The 20,461-nt window shown below is 57.3% G+C and carries 16 protein-coding genes; 8 read left to right on the top strand and 8 right to left on the bottom strand.

Annotation, left to right across the window (positions count from 1 at the left end; all coding sequences use genetic code 11):
- Positions 1-73: 73 nt before the first annotated feature.
- The 3 genes from rbsK to Q0650_RS09105 all read right to left on the bottom strand — a co-directional run bounded on the left by rbsK (position 74) and on the right by Q0650_RS09105 (position 5,455).
- Positions 74-988, bottom strand: coding sequence for a ribokinase (rbsK, locus tag Q0650_RS09095; RefSeq protein ID WP_298818133.1), 915 nt, complete (start codon positions 986-988; stop codon positions 74-76).
- Positions 985-1,986, bottom strand: coding sequence for a LacI family DNA-binding transcriptional regulator (locus Q0650_RS09100; protein ID WP_298818135.1), 1,002 nt, complete (start codon positions 1,984-1,986; stop codon positions 985-987). The genes rbsK and Q0650_RS09100 overlap by 4 nt, the downstream gene beginning before the upstream one ends.
- A 94-nt stretch (positions 1,987-2,080) precedes the next feature.
- On the bottom strand, positions 2,081-5,455 hold the full coding sequence (locus tag Q0650_RS09105) for a cyclic nucleotide-binding domain-containing protein (RefSeq protein ID WP_298818137.1): 3,375 nt from the start codon (positions 5,453-5,455) through the stop codon (positions 2,081-2,083).
- Between the two features lie 170 nt (positions 5,456-5,625).
- Here Q0650_RS09105 and Q0650_RS09110 point away from each other — a divergent pair, with 170 nt between their 5' ends.
- Together Q0650_RS09110 and Q0650_RS09115 are read left to right on the top strand one after the other, a co-directional pair.
- Positions 5,626-6,567 carry a TIGR01777 family oxidoreductase gene (locus tag Q0650_RS09110; RefSeq protein WP_298818139.1) on the top strand — a complete coding sequence of 314 codons (942 nt, stop codon included), beginning with the start codon at positions 5,626-5,628 and terminating at the stop codon, positions 6,565-6,567.
- Positions 6,568-7,089: 522 nt separating this feature from the next.
- Positions 7,090-8,265: a S1C family serine protease gene (locus Q0650_RS09115; RefSeq protein WP_298818141.1), complete on the top strand. Its 1,176-nt coding sequence runs from the start codon at positions 7,090-7,092 to the stop codon at positions 8,263-8,265.
- A gap of 45 nt (positions 8,266-8,310) precedes the next feature.
- Here Q0650_RS09115 and Q0650_RS09120 read toward each other — a convergent pair whose 3' ends face one another.
- Positions 8,311-8,970 (bottom strand): CoA pyrophosphatase, encoded by a 660-nt coding sequence (locus Q0650_RS09120; RefSeq protein WP_298818143.1) that lies wholly within the window; start codon positions 8,968-8,970, stop codon positions 8,311-8,313.
- A 128-nt stretch (positions 8,971-9,098) separates the two neighbouring features.
- Between Q0650_RS09120 and Q0650_RS09125 the strand changes: the two genes are divergently transcribed.
- The gene (locus Q0650_RS09125) at positions 9,099-10,451 is read left to right on the top strand and encodes an aspartate aminotransferase family protein (protein WP_298818145.1); all 1,353 of its coding nucleotides are present in this window, start codon (positions 9,099-9,101) and stop codon (positions 10,449-10,451) included.
- Between the two features lie 57 nt (positions 10,452-10,508).
- On the opposite strand, the gene panC is transcribed toward Q0650_RS09125, so the two are convergent.
- Complete coding sequence (panC, locus tag Q0650_RS09130) at positions 10,509-11,345, bottom strand: pantoate--beta-alanine ligase (RefSeq protein WP_298818147.1); 837 nt, start codon at positions 11,343-11,345, stop codon at positions 10,509-10,511.
- 99 nt (positions 11,346-11,444) lie between these two features.
- Positions 11,445-12,287 (bottom strand): 3-methyl-2-oxobutanoate hydroxymethyltransferase, encoded by an 843-nt coding sequence (panB, locus tag Q0650_RS09135; RefSeq protein ID WP_298818149.1) that lies wholly within the window; start codon positions 12,285-12,287, stop codon positions 11,445-11,447.
- Between the two features lie 362 nt (positions 12,288-12,649).
- Between panB and Q0650_RS09140 the strand changes: the two genes are divergently transcribed.
- A complete protein-coding gene (locus Q0650_RS09140) occupies positions 12,650-13,585 on the top strand; it encodes an alpha/beta fold hydrolase (protein ID WP_298818150.1) in 936 nt (311 codons plus the stop codon).
- Between the two features lie 91 nt (positions 13,586-13,676).
- On the opposite strand, the gene Q0650_RS09145 is transcribed toward Q0650_RS09140, so the two are convergent.
- Complete coding sequence (locus Q0650_RS09145; protein ID WP_298818152.1) at positions 13,677-14,675, bottom strand: TerC family protein; 999 nt, start codon at positions 14,673-14,675, stop codon at positions 13,677-13,679.
- A gap of 353 nt (positions 14,676-15,028) precedes the next feature.
- Here Q0650_RS09145 and Q0650_RS09150 point away from each other — a divergent pair, with 353 nt between their 5' ends.
- The gene (locus Q0650_RS09150) at positions 15,029-16,141 is read left to right on the top strand and encodes a calcium/sodium antiporter (RefSeq protein WP_298818154.1); all 1,113 of its coding nucleotides are present in this window, start codon (positions 15,029-15,031) and stop codon (positions 16,139-16,141) included.
- A 55-nt stretch (positions 16,142-16,196) separates the two neighbouring features.
- On the opposite strand, the gene Q0650_RS09155 is transcribed toward Q0650_RS09150, so the two are convergent.
- Positions 16,197-16,682 (bottom strand): cupredoxin domain-containing protein, encoded by a 486-nt coding sequence (locus tag Q0650_RS09155; protein WP_298818156.1) that lies wholly within the window; start codon positions 16,680-16,682, stop codon positions 16,197-16,199.
- Between the two features lie 464 nt (positions 16,683-17,146).
- Between Q0650_RS09155 and mbhE the strand changes: the two genes are divergently transcribed.
- Genes mbhE through Q0650_RS09170 form a run of 3 tightly spaced genes read left to right on the top strand, consistent with a single transcriptional unit; the run spans position 17,147 to position 20,341 of the window.
- The gene (gene mbhE, locus Q0650_RS09160; protein WP_298818158.1) at positions 17,147-19,519 is read left to right on the top strand and encodes a hydrogen gas-evolving membrane-bound hydrogenase subunit E; all 2,373 of its coding nucleotides are present in this window, start codon (positions 17,147-17,149) and stop codon (positions 19,517-19,519) included.
- A complete protein-coding gene (locus Q0650_RS09165) occupies positions 19,455-19,994 on the top strand; it encodes a Na+/H+ antiporter subunit B (protein WP_298818160.1) in 540 nt (179 codons plus the stop codon). The genes mbhE and Q0650_RS09165 overlap by 65 nt, the downstream gene beginning before the upstream one ends.
- A complete protein-coding gene (locus tag Q0650_RS09170) occupies positions 19,991-20,341 on the top strand; it encodes a sodium:proton antiporter (protein ID WP_298818162.1) in 351 nt (116 codons plus the stop codon). Before Q0650_RS09165 ends, Q0650_RS09170 begins: the two co-directional genes overlap by 4 nt.
- The last annotated feature ends 120 nt before the right edge of the window (positions 20,342-20,461 follow it).

The following is a 20,461-nucleotide window of genomic DNA, read 5'->3' on the forward strand; positions in this document are numbered from 1 at the left end:
CGCCGGTGAGCAATTCATGCCACGTGGTGTATTATCACCTCCGAAAGGGCAGCATTCAGCAACAAACTCTTCTTCATACTGTCTGAACCTCCAGCAATCGCGCTATCTCCGACCGTCCCGGCAATGATGGCTGAGCGCCGGCGCGCGTCACTGCCAGCGCGCCGGCGGCATTCCCCCAGCGCACTGCCTCCGGCGGATCTTTGCCCTCGGCTAGCGCAACACAGAACGCCGCCGCAAAAGCATCGCCTGCCGCTACCGTATCGACGACCGGTACCCGGAATGAGGGCACATGAATTGTCTGTCCATCCCTGACCAGCATCGCCCCCTGTTCACCCAGGGTCACCACGATGTTCCGCGCGCCCCGCCGTTGCAGGCGGGTAATCGCCGCCGTTAGCTCGCTTTCGCCATCGGCCAGGGTCTGCAATTCTGGTTGGTTGGGTAAGAGATAGTCAATCTGCGCCAGTAGCTCATCTGGCAACGGGCGCGCTGGCGCCGGGTTGAGTATCACGCGCACTCCGTGAGCGCGGGCCAGCCGGGTAGCGGCCATAACTGCGCCAAGGGGGCATTCCAGCGGCATCAAGAGCGCGTCAGCTCCGACAAATACTGCTGCGGCCTGCGTAACATCCTCTTCGCTCACCTGCATATTGGCTCCAGGCGCAACCACAATCGTGTTCTGCCCCTGGGCATCAAGCGTGATTAACGCGACACCGGTGGCAGCCGTGGGATCGCGTTGGACAAAGGTCGTGTCAACGCCGTCTTGCTGTGCAGCGGCCAGCAGCACATCACCAAAGGTGTCAACCCCCACGCGCCCAATCATGCAAACGCGCGCGCCGAGACGAGCAGCGGCTACCGCCTGATTTGCTCCTTTGCCGCCTGGGAAGGTCTGAAAGTCACTGCCGATCAGCGTCTCTCCTGGCTGGGGATGACGCGGCGCGCGCACTACCAGATCCATGTTCAGGCTGCCGACGACAATAATCGTTGGCGTCATAAGGTTGTTCCCCCTGATAAACGTTCAACTAACGTGGTCGGCACGAGATGCGCGCGCGCCGGCAGGTTGGGATTGGCGATCCGTTCCAGCAAAAATTGCACTGCCCTGTCAGCCAAAGCCTCTTTGTCCTGGCGAATCGTGGTGAGTGGCGGGTTGACATATGAGGCTAGTTCGATGTCGTCAAATCCGATCACCGCGCAATCGGTCGGTACCTGCCGGCCCGCTTCGGCCAGAGCGCGCAATGCGCCCAACGCCATCATGTCGTTGCACACAAACAGCGCTGTGGGTGGCGGATCGAGGCGCAGAAGATGCCAGGTCTGTTCATAGCCGGAGCGTGGATGGAAATCGCCGCGTCGGATCAGCGTTTCGTCAATCGGTATCCCGGCTTCAATTAACGCCTGCCGGTATCCCACCACTCGTTCAGCGCTGGGGGTCAGATAGGAGGGACCGGTAATACAACCGATCCGACGATGACCCCGCTCGATCAGGTAACGAGTCGCCAGTAAACCTCCCTGAAGATTGTCGGCCAGGACGGTATCGACCGTGAGGCCGGGGAGTCGCCGGTCAACCACAACTACCGGCAGGTCGAGGCGCAGCAATGCCGCGAGCGAAGGACTTTGATCGCCGGTAGCAACGAAGATTAGTCCATCAACCTGCTTCTGGACGAAGACATCAATGTAGACCTGTTCACGGTCGAGATCGTTTTCGGTGTTGCCGAGAATGACGTTGTAACCGGCCCGAAAGGCGGCATCCTCGATGGCGCGGGCGATTTCGGCGAAGAAGGGGTTGGCACTGTCAGGCAAGATCAGTCCTAACGTTCGTGTCTCGCCGCGCCGAAGTGAACGGGCCAGCACATTGGGCCGGTAGTTAAGTTCGGCCATGGCCGCCAGGACACGCTCGCGCGTTTCTGGCGCGACGAAGCGGGTGTTGTTGATGATGTGCGATACCGTGGAAGGAGACACACCGGCCCGCAACGCTACTTCGCGGATTGTTGTCATAGCAGCTTCGCAATCGTTTGCGCAATCGTTTGCGGAGCAGTATACCGGATGATCAGTCGTGTGTCAATCCGTTTCCCGGTGCCTGGCGCAGAACTCAACCCTGCGCGCGCAATTCGAGCCACCGACCACTGCTGATCTGTTCCAGCCGATCGGTTAGTCGACCGCCACCTAAGAGCAATTGCTTGAGTGCCTGGTGTGGAATGGCAATCAGTTCTAGCGGCGTTACTGCAACAACGCTGGCTACCGGCAATGTTCCGCGCAACAACTCCATCTCACCAAAAAATTCGGCAGGACCCAGTCGCGCGACCAGTCGCGCCGGTCCGCTTGGGCCGCGCTCACCTTCGTCTTGTCGCAGCACAGCGGCTTGACCGCTCGCAATGACGTAGAGTTTACCGCCGGGAAAGCCTTGCCGGATCACGACTTTGCGTGCGGCAACCGTGATCCGTTCGCTGACACGAACCAGCTCACGCAGGTGAACGCGCGGTAAATCTGCCAGCAGCGGCACTCGTTCCAACAACCGCATCCGAGCTAGCAACTCAGCCCCTTCGGCAGTATGAGGCGCTGCTTCACGCAGCATGCGTTGCAGTTCACCCGGCGGCAAGTACAACAATTCACTCTCAATACTGGCGCGATATTCGCTGTCGGTAACCTCTTGTCCTTGCAGCTCACCGAAAAAGTCACCGCGGTGCAATTCTCGCACCTCGTCGCCGTTTCGTTCCAGGATCTCTCCTGCCTCAATCACCCAAATCCCTTTTGGTGGTTCGCCGGCTGGCAGAATGACTTCACCGGCAGCAACCCGTTGCGGTACGAAGGCGACTGCCAGCTCGTTAAGCTCTCGGTCATCGCAGGTGGCAAACAATTCAATCTGGCGCAGCAGCCGCAGGCGCGCTTCACGGGTATCGCCAAATGAGCGCGAAATGTCGCCCGACCACGGCATCTGTGCCAGACAGTGCCGATCAAGCGCCTCGCGTTCAGGCCACGGCAGCGCATCATATGCTGCCAGTAATGCGCGCCGGGCAAAGGTGCGACCGGCAAGTTGCTCTAGCGTTATCACGGTGTAGCGCAAGATTTCAGCATAGCGCGCTGCCTGGGCGTCCAGTGGTAGCGTCAACACTGCTGGACTGATCCGCACCTGATCGCGATCGAACGTGATTTCCCAGTTAGCCGTTGCCGCCAGCACATCCATCCGGTTATCGAGAGCGCCGGTGCGCTGCGTTCCGTAGTTGGCCCGTAGCAAACGGTACAGGCCGATGTACATGTGCCGAAAGCCATCTTGTAAGCGCGCAGTTTCGCCGAGCGCCGGTTGCAACGGCCAGCTCAAGCCGACCAGGCTGATGCTCCGCAAGGTGATCAGATGCGTTACCCAGGCTGCTGCCCACAGGCCGGCGGCCAGTACTAGTAGCGCCAGCGTCGGCGGTGTATTGCGCCAGGTGGGTAACAGTTCGAGCAGGTAGCTACCAATCTGGACCGAAATCCCCAGCCAGAGCAGTAACCAGCTCCAAAACAGGCGCGCATCGCGTAGACTGATCAATAGCGGCAATAGCAATGCTTGTCCGATCACGCCACTGTAGATCGGGACGGCGGCAATGAGTGCCCACAGCGGGCTGTATTCAGGATGGGCAATGCGGATCAGTTCAGCGGCGATAGCGCCAGCCGGGAAGGCTAAGGTCAGCAACAATGCGCTGGCAATCAGTTCGCCATTCCGCTGCTGATGGAGATCCACGTCTAGTAGCGCGACGAAGCCGGCCATAAGCAGCAGGGCGTAGCCGACAATCTCCATTCCTGACCAAAATCGTGCCCCGTCAGGCGCAACGAGATAACCTGCCTGCGCGATCATCTCAATCACGCTGATCAGCAGAAATCCGGCCAGAGCGCGTCCGATCCATGCCCCTTCGTAGTCTTGTTGCAAACGCACTTGAGCGACTACTGCCGTTACCCAGAGTGCGGTGAGTAATGTAGCCGTCTCAATTCCGGAACCATACTGAAGTGGGAGAAGGCTGATGGTTACGGCCAGTAATCCAAAAGCGCCTGCCACCAGCAAGGGGTTGCGCGTATACCCGCGCCGCGCTAGCCAGACCGCCGCCGCTTTGAAGAGGCCCCAGCCGGCTAGAGCGAGACCAATGACCAGTGGGGCAATGACCAGCACAAAGAATGCGATTGCCAGGAGACGACCAATCCAGCCCCCTGACCAGAGTTCGCTCACCATGCCCGCAAACTGGCGCTGCCAGAAGAGGAATGCCATCACCATCGCCACGCCGGTATAGGCTGCGCTCAACAGACCATAGCCGGCAAAAATACGCTCGTCACGGTTGAAATCGGCGCGAGCGCGCAGTTTCTGCCAGAATGGCCCACTGATAAAAGTCAGCGCCCGGTTGCGCAGATTCGGCAGCCGTAAAGCGTCAACCAGAATGAAATAGCCATCGAGTTCGAGCAGCGGGTTGAAGTTGAACAGGGCGGTAAGATAGGAAGCGGTCGCGATACGGCGCATCCAAAGGCCGCTAACCGTCTCTGGAGCCATCCACGCAATAATTGATGCCAGCGAACCGACCAGCAGGTCGCAGAGGGGGCCGGCCAGCGAGACCAGAATGCGGGCATGGCGTGGCGCCAGCCAGATATCGCTCGTATCGACGAACGCTGCCGGCATGCCGAAATAGAGCATGATCCCTGCCCGTGAAACCTGCCGACCGTAATGCTTGACCGCCAGCCCGTGAGCAGTTTCGTGCAACGTCAGAGTGATGAACAGCGCGATACCGAGCATCAGCATGTCAAATGCTATCCGATCGCCGCTGATCAAATCATCGCCGCTGACACCGGGCAAGAAGTAACAGATGCCCCCGATAATCGTGATGATAACGAATAGTGCAGCAAAGAATCGGTTGAAGAGCCAGCGTCCGCCCCAACGATATAACTGTTCAAATATCGCGTCAGCGCCGGTAAACGCCAGCGCGCGACCGTGAGTGAGGCGCAACATACGCTGGCCCAATCCTTCGGCAGTGCGCTGCTCAAGCTGTGTGCGCAGGTGTCGGTAAATGCCAACCGGATTATCGGTCAGAAATCCCTGCGCGCGCAGGGTTTCAATCAGCCCGGCTACTGGCAACAATTGCTTAAACCGCAGGAAACCGATCGTCGCCAGTTGCGCGATAGTGCGACTTCCGTCCATCGCCTGCCAGATTTCACGCTCGGCAGCGCTCAGCCGCAAATAGTGGCCTTTAGGGCTGCGCAACACCGTCACCTGCTGGCCGCCTTCATTGAGCGTCTCTTCAATCACCCCTTCAATGCGCTGGGGGCAGTATTGAGCCGTATCGGCGCGTCGGCGCAAATTGCTCCATACGCCACTTTCACTGTCGGGATGTGTAGCGAGTCGGCGTTGTAGATTCTGGAAGAGCGGACGGCGCTGCGGTGGCGATGTGGCGGTATGCTCTGCCAGCGTTGCCCAGAAGCCCTGGTTGATGCGTTGCGTTTGACTCATGCGTAATGTTGTATTTCTCGCAGTGTGATATATCAGTGGTACATGCTCAAAAACGAACTATTCCTGCGGCTTTTTCATCATAAAATAGGTATAGCGCATTCTAAACCTGAACGGTTCCGTGCCTCAATTGTATCATTGACAGCGCTATGAAACCTGGGTACGATGCTATTATGAGTAAAAAACGCATCATCATTACCGGCGCGACCGGCCTGATTGGTCGCAAGCTGGTGGCCGAACTCCGCAACGATTACGAGCTGGTGATTTTTAGTCGTGACCCGGCGCGAGCGCGCGCCGCGCTACCCGGCGCAGTCGATTACGTGGCCTGGCAACCCGCCGAACAAGGGCCCTGGGCCGCAGCTATTGACGGCGCATGGGGTGTGATCCATCTGGCTGGCGCGCCGATTTCTGGTGGCTTGCTGGGCAAACGCTGGACTCCGGAATACAAAGCCGAGATCCGTGATAGCCGCGTGATCGGTACTCGTGGCATCGTCAATGCCATGGCGACCGCGCAGCAACGTCCTGCCGTCTTCGTCTGTGCCTCGGCAGTTGGCTACTATGGCTTCTATCGCGACAACACTCCACTGGATGAAGATGCTCCTCCCGGACGCGATTTTCTCGCTCAGGTCTGCGTAGCCTGGGAAGCCGAAGCGGCGAAGGCTGAGCAGCTCGGCGTCCGCGTGGTCAGGTTGCGCACTGGTCTGGTGCTCGATCCCGACTCAGGCGCGTTGCCCCAAATCATGTTACCGTTCAAACTGATGACTGGCGGCCCTATTCTGCCGGGAACTCAGGTCTATCCCTGGATTCATCCGGCTGATGAGATCGGCCTCATTCGCTTTGCGCTCGAACGCGAGGATGTGCGCGGGCCGCTCAACGCTGTTGCGCCTGGCGCGCTCGCCAACCGTGATTTTGCCGCCATTCTCGGCAAGGTACTTGGCTCGCCGTCCTGGTTACCGGTGCCCGAATTCAGCCTGCGCATCGCGCTCGGTGAAATGGCCGATCTGGTTGTGTATGGTCAGAATGCTATCCCGCGCAAAGCGCTTGCGCTCGGTTACCAGTTTCAGTTCCCTCAGCTCGAGCCGGCATTGCGCGATTTGCTTAATCTGTCCCATTGAAAGACATCTGACAATTTGCAACTCAACTCGCTGGATTTGCCAGCCTTCCTTTCATCCACGGGGTGACGTGTCGCGTCGCCCCGTTTGCTCACCGTAGCGAGGATAGGGGTGCGATCAATCTCCTCTGCTGCGGGGAAAGGAGTTCCTCGCTCGCGTCACACTCCGGTATCTTCTCCTCGGTTATTGCAAGGATGCGAGCGCATGAAGTGCGCTCGCTGTCTCAAGAGCGCGAGCGAACGCTAAACAGAGCAGCAAGCATCTGCTTGCCGTGAATGCAGAATGGGAAGTGTCCACGCAAGCGCAGGGTGCAGCAGCGCTGCGCTCTACCGTATCTGGCGCAATGATATGCGGCATGTGGGTGTGTTGGGTCATCACTGCGGGATTGTCTCCTCACCTTTCCACCATCCTGCGCAGAGTAGGGAACGCGCGAGAATCTCATCAACTTCTTACACACCTCTAACCAAACATTAAAATCTGCCTACCATCATGGCCTCAGTGAAACAAACTACAGGAGGTTTCGCAATGAGCGTCAACCGTCTCGCTTTAATCTTCGTCTTCTTACTCGGTATTGTTATCGGTGTCGCTGGCGGTGGCGCCGCCGGTGGTCTGGCCGGGTATCTCATCTCGCGTCAAGCCGTGACCCAGCTTTCGGCAACTGTGTCAGCAGTGGACGCTCAACCTGTCGTCGTGAATGCTCCGGTCTCAACATCCGAACCGGCGCAATCGCTGTCTGAAACAGTGATTGTCAGCCTCTCTGATGCAATGGTTGCAGCAGTCAAGCGGGTTGCGCCGGCAGTAGTAACGGTAACGGTTGAATCCAGTACCGGTCGTGGTAGCGGTAGCGGGGTGATCATTAATGATCAAGGCTACATTATCACCAACAACCATGTGGTCGAGAACGGTCGCCGCTATTACATCCTCTTTGCCGACGGATCGCGCCGTGAAGCGCAACTGGTGGGCACCGACTCGCTCAATGACATCGCCGTGTTGAAGGTTGATGGTGAAGTGCCCGGCGTGGCCGCAATCGGCGATTCGGCAGCGTTGCAGCCCGGCGAGACGGTGCTGGCTATCGGTAGCCCACTGGGGAACTTCCGCAACACGGTGACTGCCGGTGTGGTCAGCGCCCTCAACCGTTCAGTGCCGGGTAGCGGCATGGAAGGACTTATTCAGACCGATGCCGCGATCAACAGTGGCAATAGCGGTGGGCCCTTGATCAACCTGAAAGGCGAAGTAGTTGGCATCAACACAATGGTCGTGCGCAACGACCTCGGCTTTGGCACTAGCGCGCCCGTGGAAGGACTGGGATTTGCCGTCCCAAGCAGCATCTTTGCCAACGTCGCCGATCAGATCATTCGCACCGGTCAGGTACGCTATCCCTTCCTCGGCATTACCTACCTGATGATCGATGGTGAAGTGGCGGCGCAATACAATCTGCCGGTGCAAAACGGCGCATTCATTAGCTCCGGTATCAGCGGACAGTCCGCCGTGTTGCCCAATACTGCCGCTGCCCAGGCTGGCCTGCGTGAAGGTGATATCATCACGGCTGTCAATGACCAGCGGCTCGACGCCAATACCTCGCTGCGTCAGTTGCTCTTGCAGTACCGGCCCGGCGATACCGTCGAGCTGACAATTCTCCGCAACGGTCAAGAGCAGAAGGTAACGGTGACACTGGGTGAGCGGCCAAACAATCTGCGCTAAACGCATGCAGGGGCGAGATGGGGAGCACCCGTCTCGCCTCACGCATCAAGTTGTCAAACCTCGCCCGTTCCATCCCACCCGTCGTAGTCGGGCGACAAACTCGCTTAAGAGCAGCGCCGTCGCTCCCCATACCTTGTAGCCATTGAGGGCAAAAAATGGCACTCGCATCTGCATTCCGTTCCGCTCCCAGATCTCTTCCCGCCTGATAGCGGGATCGAATAGCATCGCCAGCGGCACGGTGAACACGGCATCGACCTCTTCGGGATCGTGCTGCGGTTCAAATGGTTCTGGATAGACACCCACGACGGGCGTCAGATAGTTGTTGCTCGGTGGAATGTAAAAGGTTGTCAGTGCGCCCAGCACCTCAACCTTGCCCGGATCGATGCCGATCTCTTCGTGTGCTTCGCGCAATGCTGCTCCTGTTGCGCCATTGTCGATCGGATCGATCCCGCCACCCGGCAGCGAGACTTCGCCGCGATGGGTAGTGACTCGACTTGAACGCACGGTCAACGGGAAATACCATTCATTGTGGCGCGGGAAGAGCAGCAGAAGCGCCGCCGACTGGCGTGGCTGCACGCCCGGCGGTGGCGTAAATGGCCGCAACGGCGTGCCGTCGAGGCGGCGCAAAATCAATATCTCATCAAGCGATGGTGGTGGTTCGTCCAACGCCTGCCGAATTCGATCAATCAGGTCGCTCCAGCGCATAGTATCGCCTCCCATCCTGTTTCGTATTCCTGTATTGTAATGCTAATTGGTCGCGCGCTTGCCGTCTTAGCGTTTCTTCGCTACAATCCACACCATCAACACCGGTTATTCCCCATGAGGAGGCGCGCGTGTACAACCTGCAAGAACAGATTCAGGCCGATCACGACTATCTCATCCATCCACTCACCCATCCTACCGCCCACCAAAACCCAAAAATTTGGGTCGCCGGTCGTGGCGCAATCGTTATCGACGCCGAGGGGCGCGAGTATATCGATGGACTGAGCGGTCTATGGAATGTCAATGTTGGCCACGGGCGCGAAGAATTGGCCGAAGCCGCCTGTGCGCAGATGAAACAACTGGCCTACTATTCATCTTACGTTGGTTCGACCAATCTACCCGCCATCCAACTGGCGCGGAAATTGAGTGAGCTGTTCTACCCGAGTATCAACCATTTCTTCTTCACGTCGGGTGGCGCCGAGAGCACGGAAAGCTCTTTCAAGACGGCGCGCTTCTACTGGAAGGCCGTTGGTAAACCGGAAAAGGTGAAGTTCATTTCGCGCATGAAGGGTTATCACGGGGTAACCATGGCCGCGATGAGCGCTACCGGCTTGCCGGCATACTGGCCCATGTTTGAGCCGCGAGTGCCCGGTTTCATCCACATTGAGTCGCCCTACCCCTATCGGTTTGTCAATCCGACTCCTCATCTTAGCGACGGCGTGGCTGCCGCGAATCTGCTCGAAGAAGCTATTTTGCGCGAAGGTCCTGAAACAGTGGCTGCCTTCATTGCCGAGCCGGTTCAGGGTGCCGGTGGCGTTATTCCACCCCAAGACGACTATTTCCAGCGGATCCGTGAAATCTGTGATCAATACGATGTCCTTTTGATCAGCGACGAGGTTATTACCGGTTTTGGTCGCACCGGTCGCTGGTTCGGGTTGGAACACTACGGGATCGAACCTGATATTGTTCAGTTCGCAAAAGGGATCACCTCTGGCTACATTCCGCTCGGCGGTATCGGCGTTAGTGATCGCATCTATGAAGCTATTGAGTCGGTTCCGCCCGACAAGCGCTGGATGCACGCCTTTACCTATTCCGGACATCCGACTGCCTGCGCTGTTGCGCTGGCCAATATCGCGATCATCGAGCGAGAGGGTCTGGTGCAGCGCGCTGCCGAAGTTGGTGACTATATGCAGCGTCGATTGCAGGAGTTGTACGCCTTGCCTCACGTTGGCAACGCGCGCGGTAAAGGGATGATGGCTGGGGTCGAGCTGGTTGCCGATACCGCAACTAAAGAACCCTTCCCGGCCAGCGCCAATGTCGGCGCGCGTGTCCAGAAAGAGATGACGGCGCGCGGTCTGTTTACGCGCGTTGTTGGCGATACAATCTGTCTGGCGCCGCCACTGGTGACAACCTGTGAACAGATCGATCAAATCGTACAGATAATGGCCGAAGCCATCGAAGCAACGGTCGCGACGATAAGCTAGCGTATGCCGGCCTGAAGGGAATGGCGCGCCGATCTCGCAGACCGGCGCGCCGCGCCACTAAGGTGTTAACGGCCAGTTATCGATCAACCGCACCTGATCGAATCGCACCGCCAGCGAGAGCAGTGCCCCCTCTACCCCGATCTGATCAAGCTCGCGCAACGTCTGCGGATGGGCAACACTCACATAGTCCGGTTTTGCCAAAGGTTCGCTTGCCAGCACCTCACGCATCAATGCTCGCAGCGCCTCTCCGCTCCGTTCACCAGCCGCATAACGCTCGGCGGCGGCTCGCAACGCCCGGTACAACACTGGCGCCGCTGCCCGCTGTTCACGATTAAGATACACGTTGCGGCTACTCAGGGCCAGCCCGTCAGGTTCCCGTACCGTCGGTACAATCACAATCTCAACCGGCATGTTCAGATCGCGCACCATTTGTCGCGCGACCACCGTTTGCTGCGCATCTTTCTGCCCAAAATAGCTTCTGGTCGGTTGCACAATATTCAGCAGTTTGCAAACCACGGTAGCGACGCCGCGGAAATGTCCGGGTCGCGCGGCTCCCTCTAACACCTCATCGGCAGCAGGTTGAATAACGTAGGTACCGAATCCGGCTGGATACATCTCTTCTACCGATGGCACAAATACCAGATCAACCCCGGCTGCCTCAAGCAGGGCCAGATCGCGTTCCGGATCGCGTGGATACCGCGCATAATCTTCATTGGGGCCAAACTGAGTCGGATTGACAAAGATGCTAACCGCCACTGCCGGACACTCACTGCGGGCGCGTTCAACCAGCGCCAGATGTCCCTGATGGAGATAGCCCATCGTCGGCACAAAGCCCAGCTCGCCGAACGCGGCCCGCGCTCGCCGAAAATCAGCAATTGTTTGTAACACTTTCATAGCCATATCCTTTTATGGTGGTGATCAACGTTGATCAAAACCAATTTGTGACACGCAGGTCAGTTCATCCCTTTCACCTCTGCTATTCACCAGGATGTCTTATCCGGCGTCACCAGACTCGGCCAGCGCCGCCGCCAGCTCAGCCGGATCCATCCGACTGCTGTGTTCCGGGCCGGGGAAGGCACCGCTGCGAACATCGTTAGCATACTGCGCCAGAGCTTCGCCAATGACTGTTGCCAGGTCAGCGTAACGGCGGGCATGCCGCGGCAAGAAATCGCTGTACAGCCCGAGCATATCGTGCCAGACCTGTACCTGTCCACTGCAACCGGCGCCGGCGCCGATCCCAATTGTTGGGATGCGCAACCGTTCCGTAATCGCCTGAGCCAGTTCGGCAGGTACCAGTTCCAGCACAAGCGCAAATGCGCCGGCCTCTTGCACTGCCAGGGCATCGGCGAGCAATTGGCGCGCCTCTTGCGCTCGTCGGCCTTGCACGCGCAACCCAATCTGATTGACTGCCTGTGGTGTAAAGCCGATATGCCCCATCACCGGAATGCCCAGACTGACCAGTCGGGCAATCGTCGGCGCCATCTGAACGCCACCCTCCAGTTTGACCGCCTGCGCGCCGGCTTCTTGCAACATCCGGCCTGCGCTGATCACAGCCTGATCGGGCGAAGCATAGGTTAAGAACGGTAAATCCCCAATAACCAATGCCTTACGCGCTCCACGCGCTACAGCCCGGGTATGATGCAGCATTTCATCAAGTGTTACCGGTACCGTTGACTCGTGGCCCAGTACGACCATCCCCAGCGAGTCGCCGACCAGGATCATCGGTATTCCCGCGCGATCGGCAATCTGAGCCGAAGTGTAGTCATAAGCGGTGACCATCGGGATCCGCTCACCGCGATCGCGCATTTGCTGAATATCGCGAATGGTTGTGCGCATTATCGGCTCCTCTTAACTAGCGTGCATTGCCGCCTGTTCTGGCATATCCGATTGTAGCACGGAATGGTGATACGTTCGTGGTTGGAGGTGGATTGTTCCGTTCAATATACACTGTACGATTCGTGGGTCAGGCGCGTGAATTGTGGTTTAGCGTTGTTTCTGCCAGCACATCTATCAATCACGCGACTGGTCTGAGACAGAATTTTAATGCTTCTTTCATTGATTGTTATACGTCGTAGTAATAATTAAACCGATCAATGTAAGCTGTTGCGGAATTTATCTGATATTAGAGTAAATAAGCTTGACAAAACAAATATGTTTGAGTAAGATACCCGCGCGCTTGTATCCTCGGAGCATATGCTATGTTGCGCAATTTCAGAATGGATATTCCCGCCGCGCTGGTTCCCTATGCGCGTCGGGTTGCTCTGCGCGATCTCGATATCTTCTACTACGATGCCGGGGCAACCACGGCGCCCACAGTATTGCTGCTCCACGGTCTTGGTGATGAAGCCGATACCTGGCGTGCAATCATACCGCCGCTGTCTCGTGGTTATCGCATTATTGCGCCTGATCTCCCCGGTTTTGGCCGCAGTTCTGGCCCCAACGGTGGCTACAGTCTCACCTTTTTTGCCCGCGCAATGGCCGAATTTATTGCCGCATTGGGCTTGCGGAAGATAACACTGGTCGGCCATTCACTTGGCGCGATGATTGCGCAACGTCTCAGCATTGGTCTGCCTGAGCTGATCCAGCAACAAATTCTGATCGGAGGATGCCTGCCGATTAAATTCCATCGCCCAGTGACCGGGGTCTTCATATTGCTCATTCCCGGTCTTGGTGAATTGGTGTTGACCGGTTTGCGCCAATCGCGTGAATGGGCTTTTCTCAGCTTGAAGCCATTCTACGCGAATCTGTTCGAATTACCAATCCGCGAGCAGCGGTTTCTACGGCGGCGCGTTTGGGCGCGACTTCATCATCCGATCCAGCGTCGCGCCACCCTGTCAGCGTTGCGCTGGCTGGCCATTGATGCGATCTTTCGCCATCCCCAGTACCTCGATCTGGTCAGAGAATGCGCCGTACCAACGGTGCTGGTCAGCGGCGGTCGTGATTTGATCGTTGACGGTGAGTTAATCGAAGCAACCGAGCTGGTGCTGGCCGATCGTGGTTACTACATTCACCTCGAACAGTGCGGTCATATGCCCCACCAGGAACAACCCGATCTGATCTGCGAGTTGATCGCTGAACTGGTTCCGCTCGAGCCACTGCTTAGCGCCGACTGGCAGAGCGAACCGTCCGGGTAATACAATATGGCAGCGAGACAAAACTCCCATCTGTCTCGCTGCCACAAACGCGCTATCCTGGTAGACTACCGCTTTCCTCCCCTGCTCATAGCTATGACGATGAAGGCGCGTGCTCGCCAGCCCCGACGACGCGCGCCCGCACTAGCGACGCCACGATTGCAATCGTAATAATCGTCGCCACCACGCCGAGCGAGACGCCGGTGGGGATCTTCCAGCTTACGCCGACCAGCGCTGCGCTCAGATCGGGCAAGAGCATTTTGACGCCGACAAAAGCCAGCACGACCGATAACCCCAGCTTGAGATAGTGGAAGAGATGAACAACTCCGGCCAGCACGAAGTAGAGCGCGCGCAGACCTAAAATGGCAAAGACGTTGGACGTGTAAACAATAAACGGATCTTGCGTCACCGCAAAAATGGCCGGAATCGAGTCAACCGCGAAAATCAGGTCGGTCGTTTCGACCATGACCAGCACCAGCAAGAGCGGGGTTGCCATCAAAACGCCGTTCTGGCGGGTGAGGAATTTCTGCCCATCGTAGCGGTCGCTAATCGGCATAAAGCGCCGGAATAGCCGCACCACCGGATTCTTCTCTGGCTCGACCTGCTCATCCTGCGCCATTGCCATCCGAATCCCGGTGAAGATCAGGAAAGCGCCGAAGATCCAGATAATCCAGTGGAATTGCTTGATCAGCGCCGCGCCGGCAGCAATCATCGTGCCACGCATCATCAACGCGCCGAGAATGCCCCAGAAGAGAACGCGGTGCTGATATTTGGCCGGCACAGCAAAGTATGAAAAGATCAGCACAAACACGAAGATGTTGTCAACGCTCAACGCCTTTTCGATCAGATAACCGGTCAGGAAGGCCAACCCGGCATCGGCGGCGCTGAGGGTGCTGTCCGGCATAATCTGGTCCCAGAAGAAGTACAATCCGATGTTGAAAACGAGCGCGAGCGAAATCCAGACTACGCTCCAGATCGCAGCCTCACGCAGCGAGACCTCGTGCGCTTCGCGGTGGAATACCCCCAGATCAATCGCTAATAGGGCCAGTACGAAGAGGTTAAAAATCACCCAGACCCAGATGGTGCCAACCATTGTGCGCTTCTCCTGAACATCTGACAATCCTAATCGATCACAATAAAAAGGCGAGCCGAACGCAGCTCACCACTGCGTCGGTCTCGCCAGTCTGGCTAACCAGCCTCGATGCAACCGGGAATAATCAATTCCGTCTTGACGATTGCATCAACCCGCGCCGGCGGGCGGCTACTCCCCAACGGTTTGCACTATAGCGTATTTTTGCCGTTCTCGATAGGGAAAAATTTCCCGGTGCCGGTTCGGACGGGTGGCAATAACAATACCGGATATCCGCCCTCGCCAAAAGTATTCTTTAGCGATATACTAAACTATTATGGAGAAATGCTCTACCAGTAGTTTGTGGATACAACCCTATGGATGTAATGACAATCGGCTTACTGATCGGTGGTTTGGCGTTGCTCACTGTCGGTGGTGAGCTGTTGGTGCGCGGATCGAGCCAGCTCGCGGCGCTGGCCGGTATTTCGCCGCTGGTTATCGGTTTGACGGTGGTTTCGTTTGGTACCAGCTCACCCGAGTTAGCGGTCAGCGTTCAATCGGGGCTGGCCGGCAAGAGCGATATTGCCGTCGGTAATGTCGTTGGCAGCAACATCTTCAACATTCTCTTCATCCTTGGCGCCTGCGCTGTGATCAGTCCGCTGGTCGTTGCCGTGCAGCTCATCCGCCGTGAAGTGCCGTTCATGATTGCGGTTTCGCTCCTGGTGGCCGCTTTTGCGCTCGATAGCAGGATTGGCTGGCTCGATGGTTTGCTGCTGTTCGGTTTACTGGTCGGCTATACTGTCTGGTCGATCTATGCCAGCCGCAAGGAGGGCGCAGAGGCGCAGGCAGAGTATGCGCAGGAGTTTGGACCTGACCGATTGCCGACCGGAAGTAGAGCGAAGGTTTGGCTGATGAGTATCAGCTTTGTCGTGATCGGTCTGGGTTTGCTGGCCCTTGGTTCAAACTGGCTGGTTGAAAGCGCAACTACCCTGGCGCGAGCCTTTGGGGTGAGTGATGTCATTATCGGGTTGACCATTGTGGCGGCAGGCACTTCGTTGCCGGAAGTAGTAGCCTCGATTGTAGCAACTCTCAAAGGTGAGCGTGATATTGCTATCGGCAATGCCATCGGCAGCAACATCTTTAACCTGTTGGGTATCGTTGGCATCGCTGCGCTGGTCACTCCCGGCGGCCTGACCGTTGCTTCTTCGGTCATCACCTTCGATCTTCCGGTCATGATCGCAGTCGCTTTTGCTGTGTTGCCGATTGCAGTCTCTCGTCTCAGTATCAATCGCTGGGAGGGGGCGCTCTTTCTTGGTTACTACGTTGCCTACACTGCGTACCTCGTTCTGGCGGCAGCTCAGCACGATGCGCTCCCGGCGTTTAGCGGCGTGATGGCGCTGTTTGTTCTGCCGATTACGGTCATCACGCTGTTGATTCTGGCGATCAATGCGGTGCGGCGCCGTGACTGGGCAACGCCGCAGACGCAGTGACGGCACGCCAGGAGAGACACTCGTAGCAATGTGTCTCTCCTGGGTGCTACGTATGTTATGGCAAAACGACCAGTACACCCTGTTGTTCTTCGTGACCCGGGATGCGACAGTAGAAGCGGTATTCACCAGGATCTGGCGCGCGGAAGGCCAGAATCGCATCTACTCCCGGATCGGCAGAGACGGTGCGATCACCGGCAGGTAACTCGATGGTCAGGCTGTGGGCAACCTGACCGCGGTTGCGTAGCCGCAGGAAGATCTGCTCACCGGTGCGGGCTTCAACGCGGTCCGGATCGAAGCGCATCTCGGTGGCCGTAATTTCGATTGAACGTTCGCGCAATGGCTCACCGCAGGCAGTGAGTATTGCCAGCGCCACCAGTAATGCGCCGGCAGCAATGATAATCGAAGGTAAACGGGTGAAACTCTGCATGGTTTGATTGCTCACGATCTTCTCAACGATGGCTTCACCATAACTGTACCAGAAATATGCATCGTGGTGGCACAGGTGCTGGCGCCAGTTTCGCTCTCGGGTTGCAAGGGGCAACTGCTGGCAATCCTTTGCATAATATTGCGCATATCGGGTTTCGCCTGCGATTGAAAAGATGATACCGTTGTTTCGCGCGTTGCCCGGTTGATTGAACATACGTGGGGTGTCGATCGGTTTTAGCCGATTACGAAGCGCGCCGGCTGACCTCTCGTCTGAGCAGACGTGCGGCAGGTTGTTTTATGACAGATCGACTGTTTTCGGGTACAATAGTAGTTTTATGACAGATCGACTGTTTTCGGGTACAATAGTAGTTTTATGACAGATCGACTGTTTTCGGGTACAATAGCAGAAAGCCCAACTTTTAAGGTTATCTCGCGATTGAACAAGCCACGCCGCAGTGCATAACAGAGGTTGCTTGGGCAAGGTATTGCTTTGCCGTTACGCAGGCAATACGCTGCGTGACGCAGGGCGCGAGAGTAGTTGATCCAGTATTGTCAACATTAAATTACGTTGAGGGAAGCATGCTCTATCCGCTGGTGTTGATTGCGCTGGTTGCCGCGCCGGTAGCATTGCTGGCGCGCTTTCCCGGACGCGAACGCATTGCGTGGGGGCTGGCCCTGATCCCGTTGTCCATCTTCGGCTTAACGCTCGCTCTGGCGGGTCCGGTCTGGGAGGGTGGTCAGGTCAGTGAACGAATTGCCTGGGTCTCGGCGCTCGGCCTTGATCTCAGTTTCACGCTCGATGGACTCAGCCTGTTGTTTGCGCTGATTATTTCCGGCATCGGCACACTCATCGTTGGTTATGCCGGTCACTATCTCGGCGCCGACAGCGGTTTAGGTCGATTTCTCGCCTATCTGATGCTCTTTATGGGCGCGATGCTCGGCCTCGTGCTGGCCGGCAACGTGCTGACTATGTTCGTCTTCTGGGAATTGACCTCGGTTACCTCATATCTGTTGATTGGGTATAAGCACGACTATGCTGATGCGCGGCGCGGCGCGCTCCATTCGTTGCTGGTAACCGGTGGTGGTGGTCTGGCGTTGCTGGTCGGTTTGTTGCTGCTCGGTCAGGCGGCTGGTAGTTACGAGCTGAGCGATATTCTGGCTGCCGGCGATCTGCTGCGTGCCCATGCGCTCTATCCGGCAGCAGTGATTCTAATCTTGCTTGGCTGTTTTACCAAGTCGGCCCAGATCCCCTTTCATTTCTGGCTGCCGGGCGCAATGCAGGCTCCCACGCCGGCCAGCGCCTTTCTCCATTCGGCCACCATGGTAAAGGCCGGCGTCTACCTGATGGCGCGGCTCAGCCCGGCGCTGGGCGGCACTGCGTTGTGGGATGTGACGCTGGCTGTGGTAGGTGGCGCGACCATGACCTTCGCGGCGATTGTGGCGATGCGCCAGTTTGATCTGAAGGCGATGCTGGCTTATACCACAATCAGTATGCTCGGCGCATTGACAATGCAGATCGGGTTGGGCGGTAAGTATGGCGCTGAAGGCGTGGCTACCAATATTCTGGCCCATGCCCTTTACAAGTCAGCCCTGTTTATGCTGGCCGGCGTGATCGATCACGAATGCGGCACGCGCGATCTGCGCCGTCTGGGAGGATTGCGCGCTTACATGCCGCAGACAATGGTCGTGACTGCGCTGGCTCTGCTCTCGTTTGGCGGCATTCCGGTGATGTTTGGTTTTGTCGCTAAAGAGCTGATGCTGGAAGCGGCACTGGAAACTGAACTGGGCGCAACAATGAGCCTGCTCGCCGTGGCGGCGATTGCGATCACGGCGGTGGCCTATCTTGTGACCGGTTGGCGGCTGTTCAGTAGTACGTTCCTCGGTCAGCGCAGCCTGGCGGCAATGCAGCAGCATGTTACCGATCCGGCGCTGGGAATGTTAATCGGCCCCGGCGTTCCGGCTGTGTTGTCGCTGCTCATTCCACTCGCGTTCCTGGGTCCGATCAGTGGCTTGATTGAGCCGGCCAGCGTCGCCATCTATGGCAAGCCGATTGAGGTCAAACTGGCGTTGTGGCATGGTGTCAATCCAGCGCTGCTAGTCAGCTTGAGCGCCATCGTGATTGGCTTTGGCCTGGCTCGCTTTGGCGAACATCTGGCCAATCTCCGCGGCTGGCCAGCGTGGTCCCGCGGCGATATGATCTTTGATCGCCTGATTGAACGTACTCTGGCCGGCGCTACAGCCCTCACCCGCGCGATCCAGGAAGGTCGCTTGCGCCGCTATATCTTGATCACCGCAGTCACAATGCTGATCTTTGTCGGCGTGCCCTTCCTCAGTTTTGGCCTCGGTTCCATCCGTCTCGATCTCGATCCACAGTTGCAGTTCTACGAAATCCTGGCGGCAGCGCTTATTCCAATTGGCGTCATTGCCACGATCAAGGCTCGCACCCGTTTGGGCGCCATCATCTCTGTTGGCATGGTGGGCGCAATGGTTGCGCTGCTCTTTGTCCTCTTTTCGGCGCCCGATCTGGCATTGACCCAGTTGCTGATCGAGGTACTCTCGACCGTTTTCCTGCTCCTGGTCTTCTCGGTGTTGCCGGTGCGATTTGAGAGCTTCTCGGAGGCATGGGTGCGACGGCGCGATGCTATCGTTGCGACGGTAATGGGCGTTTTGATGGGGAGTCTGGTGCTGGCTACAGCTACTAACGATGCGTTTGCGCCACTTGCGCCGTTCTTCCTTGAAAACAGCCTCGAACAGGGCAAAGGCACCAATGTCGTCAACGTCATCCTGGTTGACTTTCGCGGGTTTGATACGCTGGGTGAAATTACCGTCTTGTTTATTGCCCTGCTTGGTATCTATGGATTGCTCCGTTTGCGACAAGGAAAAGGCGATGCGACACCAGAACGAGTTACCGCTACCGAACCAGCAGCCGAACCAGTCGATACCAAGAGATAGTGCGCTGTACGACTCGCTTATTCTGCGCACGGTTAGCCGGCTGATGATGCCGCTATTGATGATGCTGTCAATCTTTATGCTGCTGCGCGGTCATAATCTGCCCGGTGGCGGATTCATTGGTGGCTTGCTGGCGGCTAGTGCCATCATTCTGCAAATCGTGGCGTTTGGCCCTAAGACGGCGCAGCGGATTTTACCGGTAAACTATCTGTTGCTGGCTGCGTTCGGCATCTTTTTCGGCGCTATCTGGGGTCTACCGGCTTTGTTTGCTGGCTTGCCGTACATGCAGGCATTCTGGTTGCCTGAGCCGATCCCCGGTGTGGGTAAAATCGGTACGCCAGTGCTGTTTGATGTTGGCGTCTACTTTACCGTGATCGGTGTCACCACCAAGATCGCATTATTGCTGGTGGAAGAGCCAACAATTTTTCCCTTGCCGACAATGAAGTCTGCGCCGGTCGAGCACGAGGAGGGCGCATGATTATTCTACTGGCAATCGCTATCGGTTCACTCTTTGCTGGCGCAACCTATCTCGTTCTGCGCCGTTCCGTCGTGAAGTTGATTCTCGGTCTAATCATGTTGAGTCATGGCGTCAATTTGCTCATCTTCACGATGGGTGATGGTGTGCGTCGTGGCGCGCCGCCGCTGGTCGATGCGCAGGGGCAACCGCCGGCAGGCGCTGCCGATCCGCTGGTGCAGGCGTTGATTCTGACGGCAATCGTAATCAGTTTTGGCTTTACCGCCTTCGTTCTGGCGCTGGCTTATCGCTCGAATCAGGCCGTTGGCAGCGATGATCTTGATGATCTCTCGACGACTGACCGCCTGTAGGTGACGCTGCTCCGTCGTCTTCTGGTCTAGATTTGGCTGAAGACCCGGTTGTTGGGCCGCCTGATCGGCGCGCCATTGTATCGACAACGCGACGTTCGCAGGGTCGTTTGCCGCTCTGCT

Origin of the sequence: uncultured Chloroflexus sp. (assembly GCF_937129525.1) — a bacterium.
Lineage (GTDB): Bacteria > Chloroflexota > Chloroflexia > Chloroflexales > Chloroflexaceae > Chloroflexus.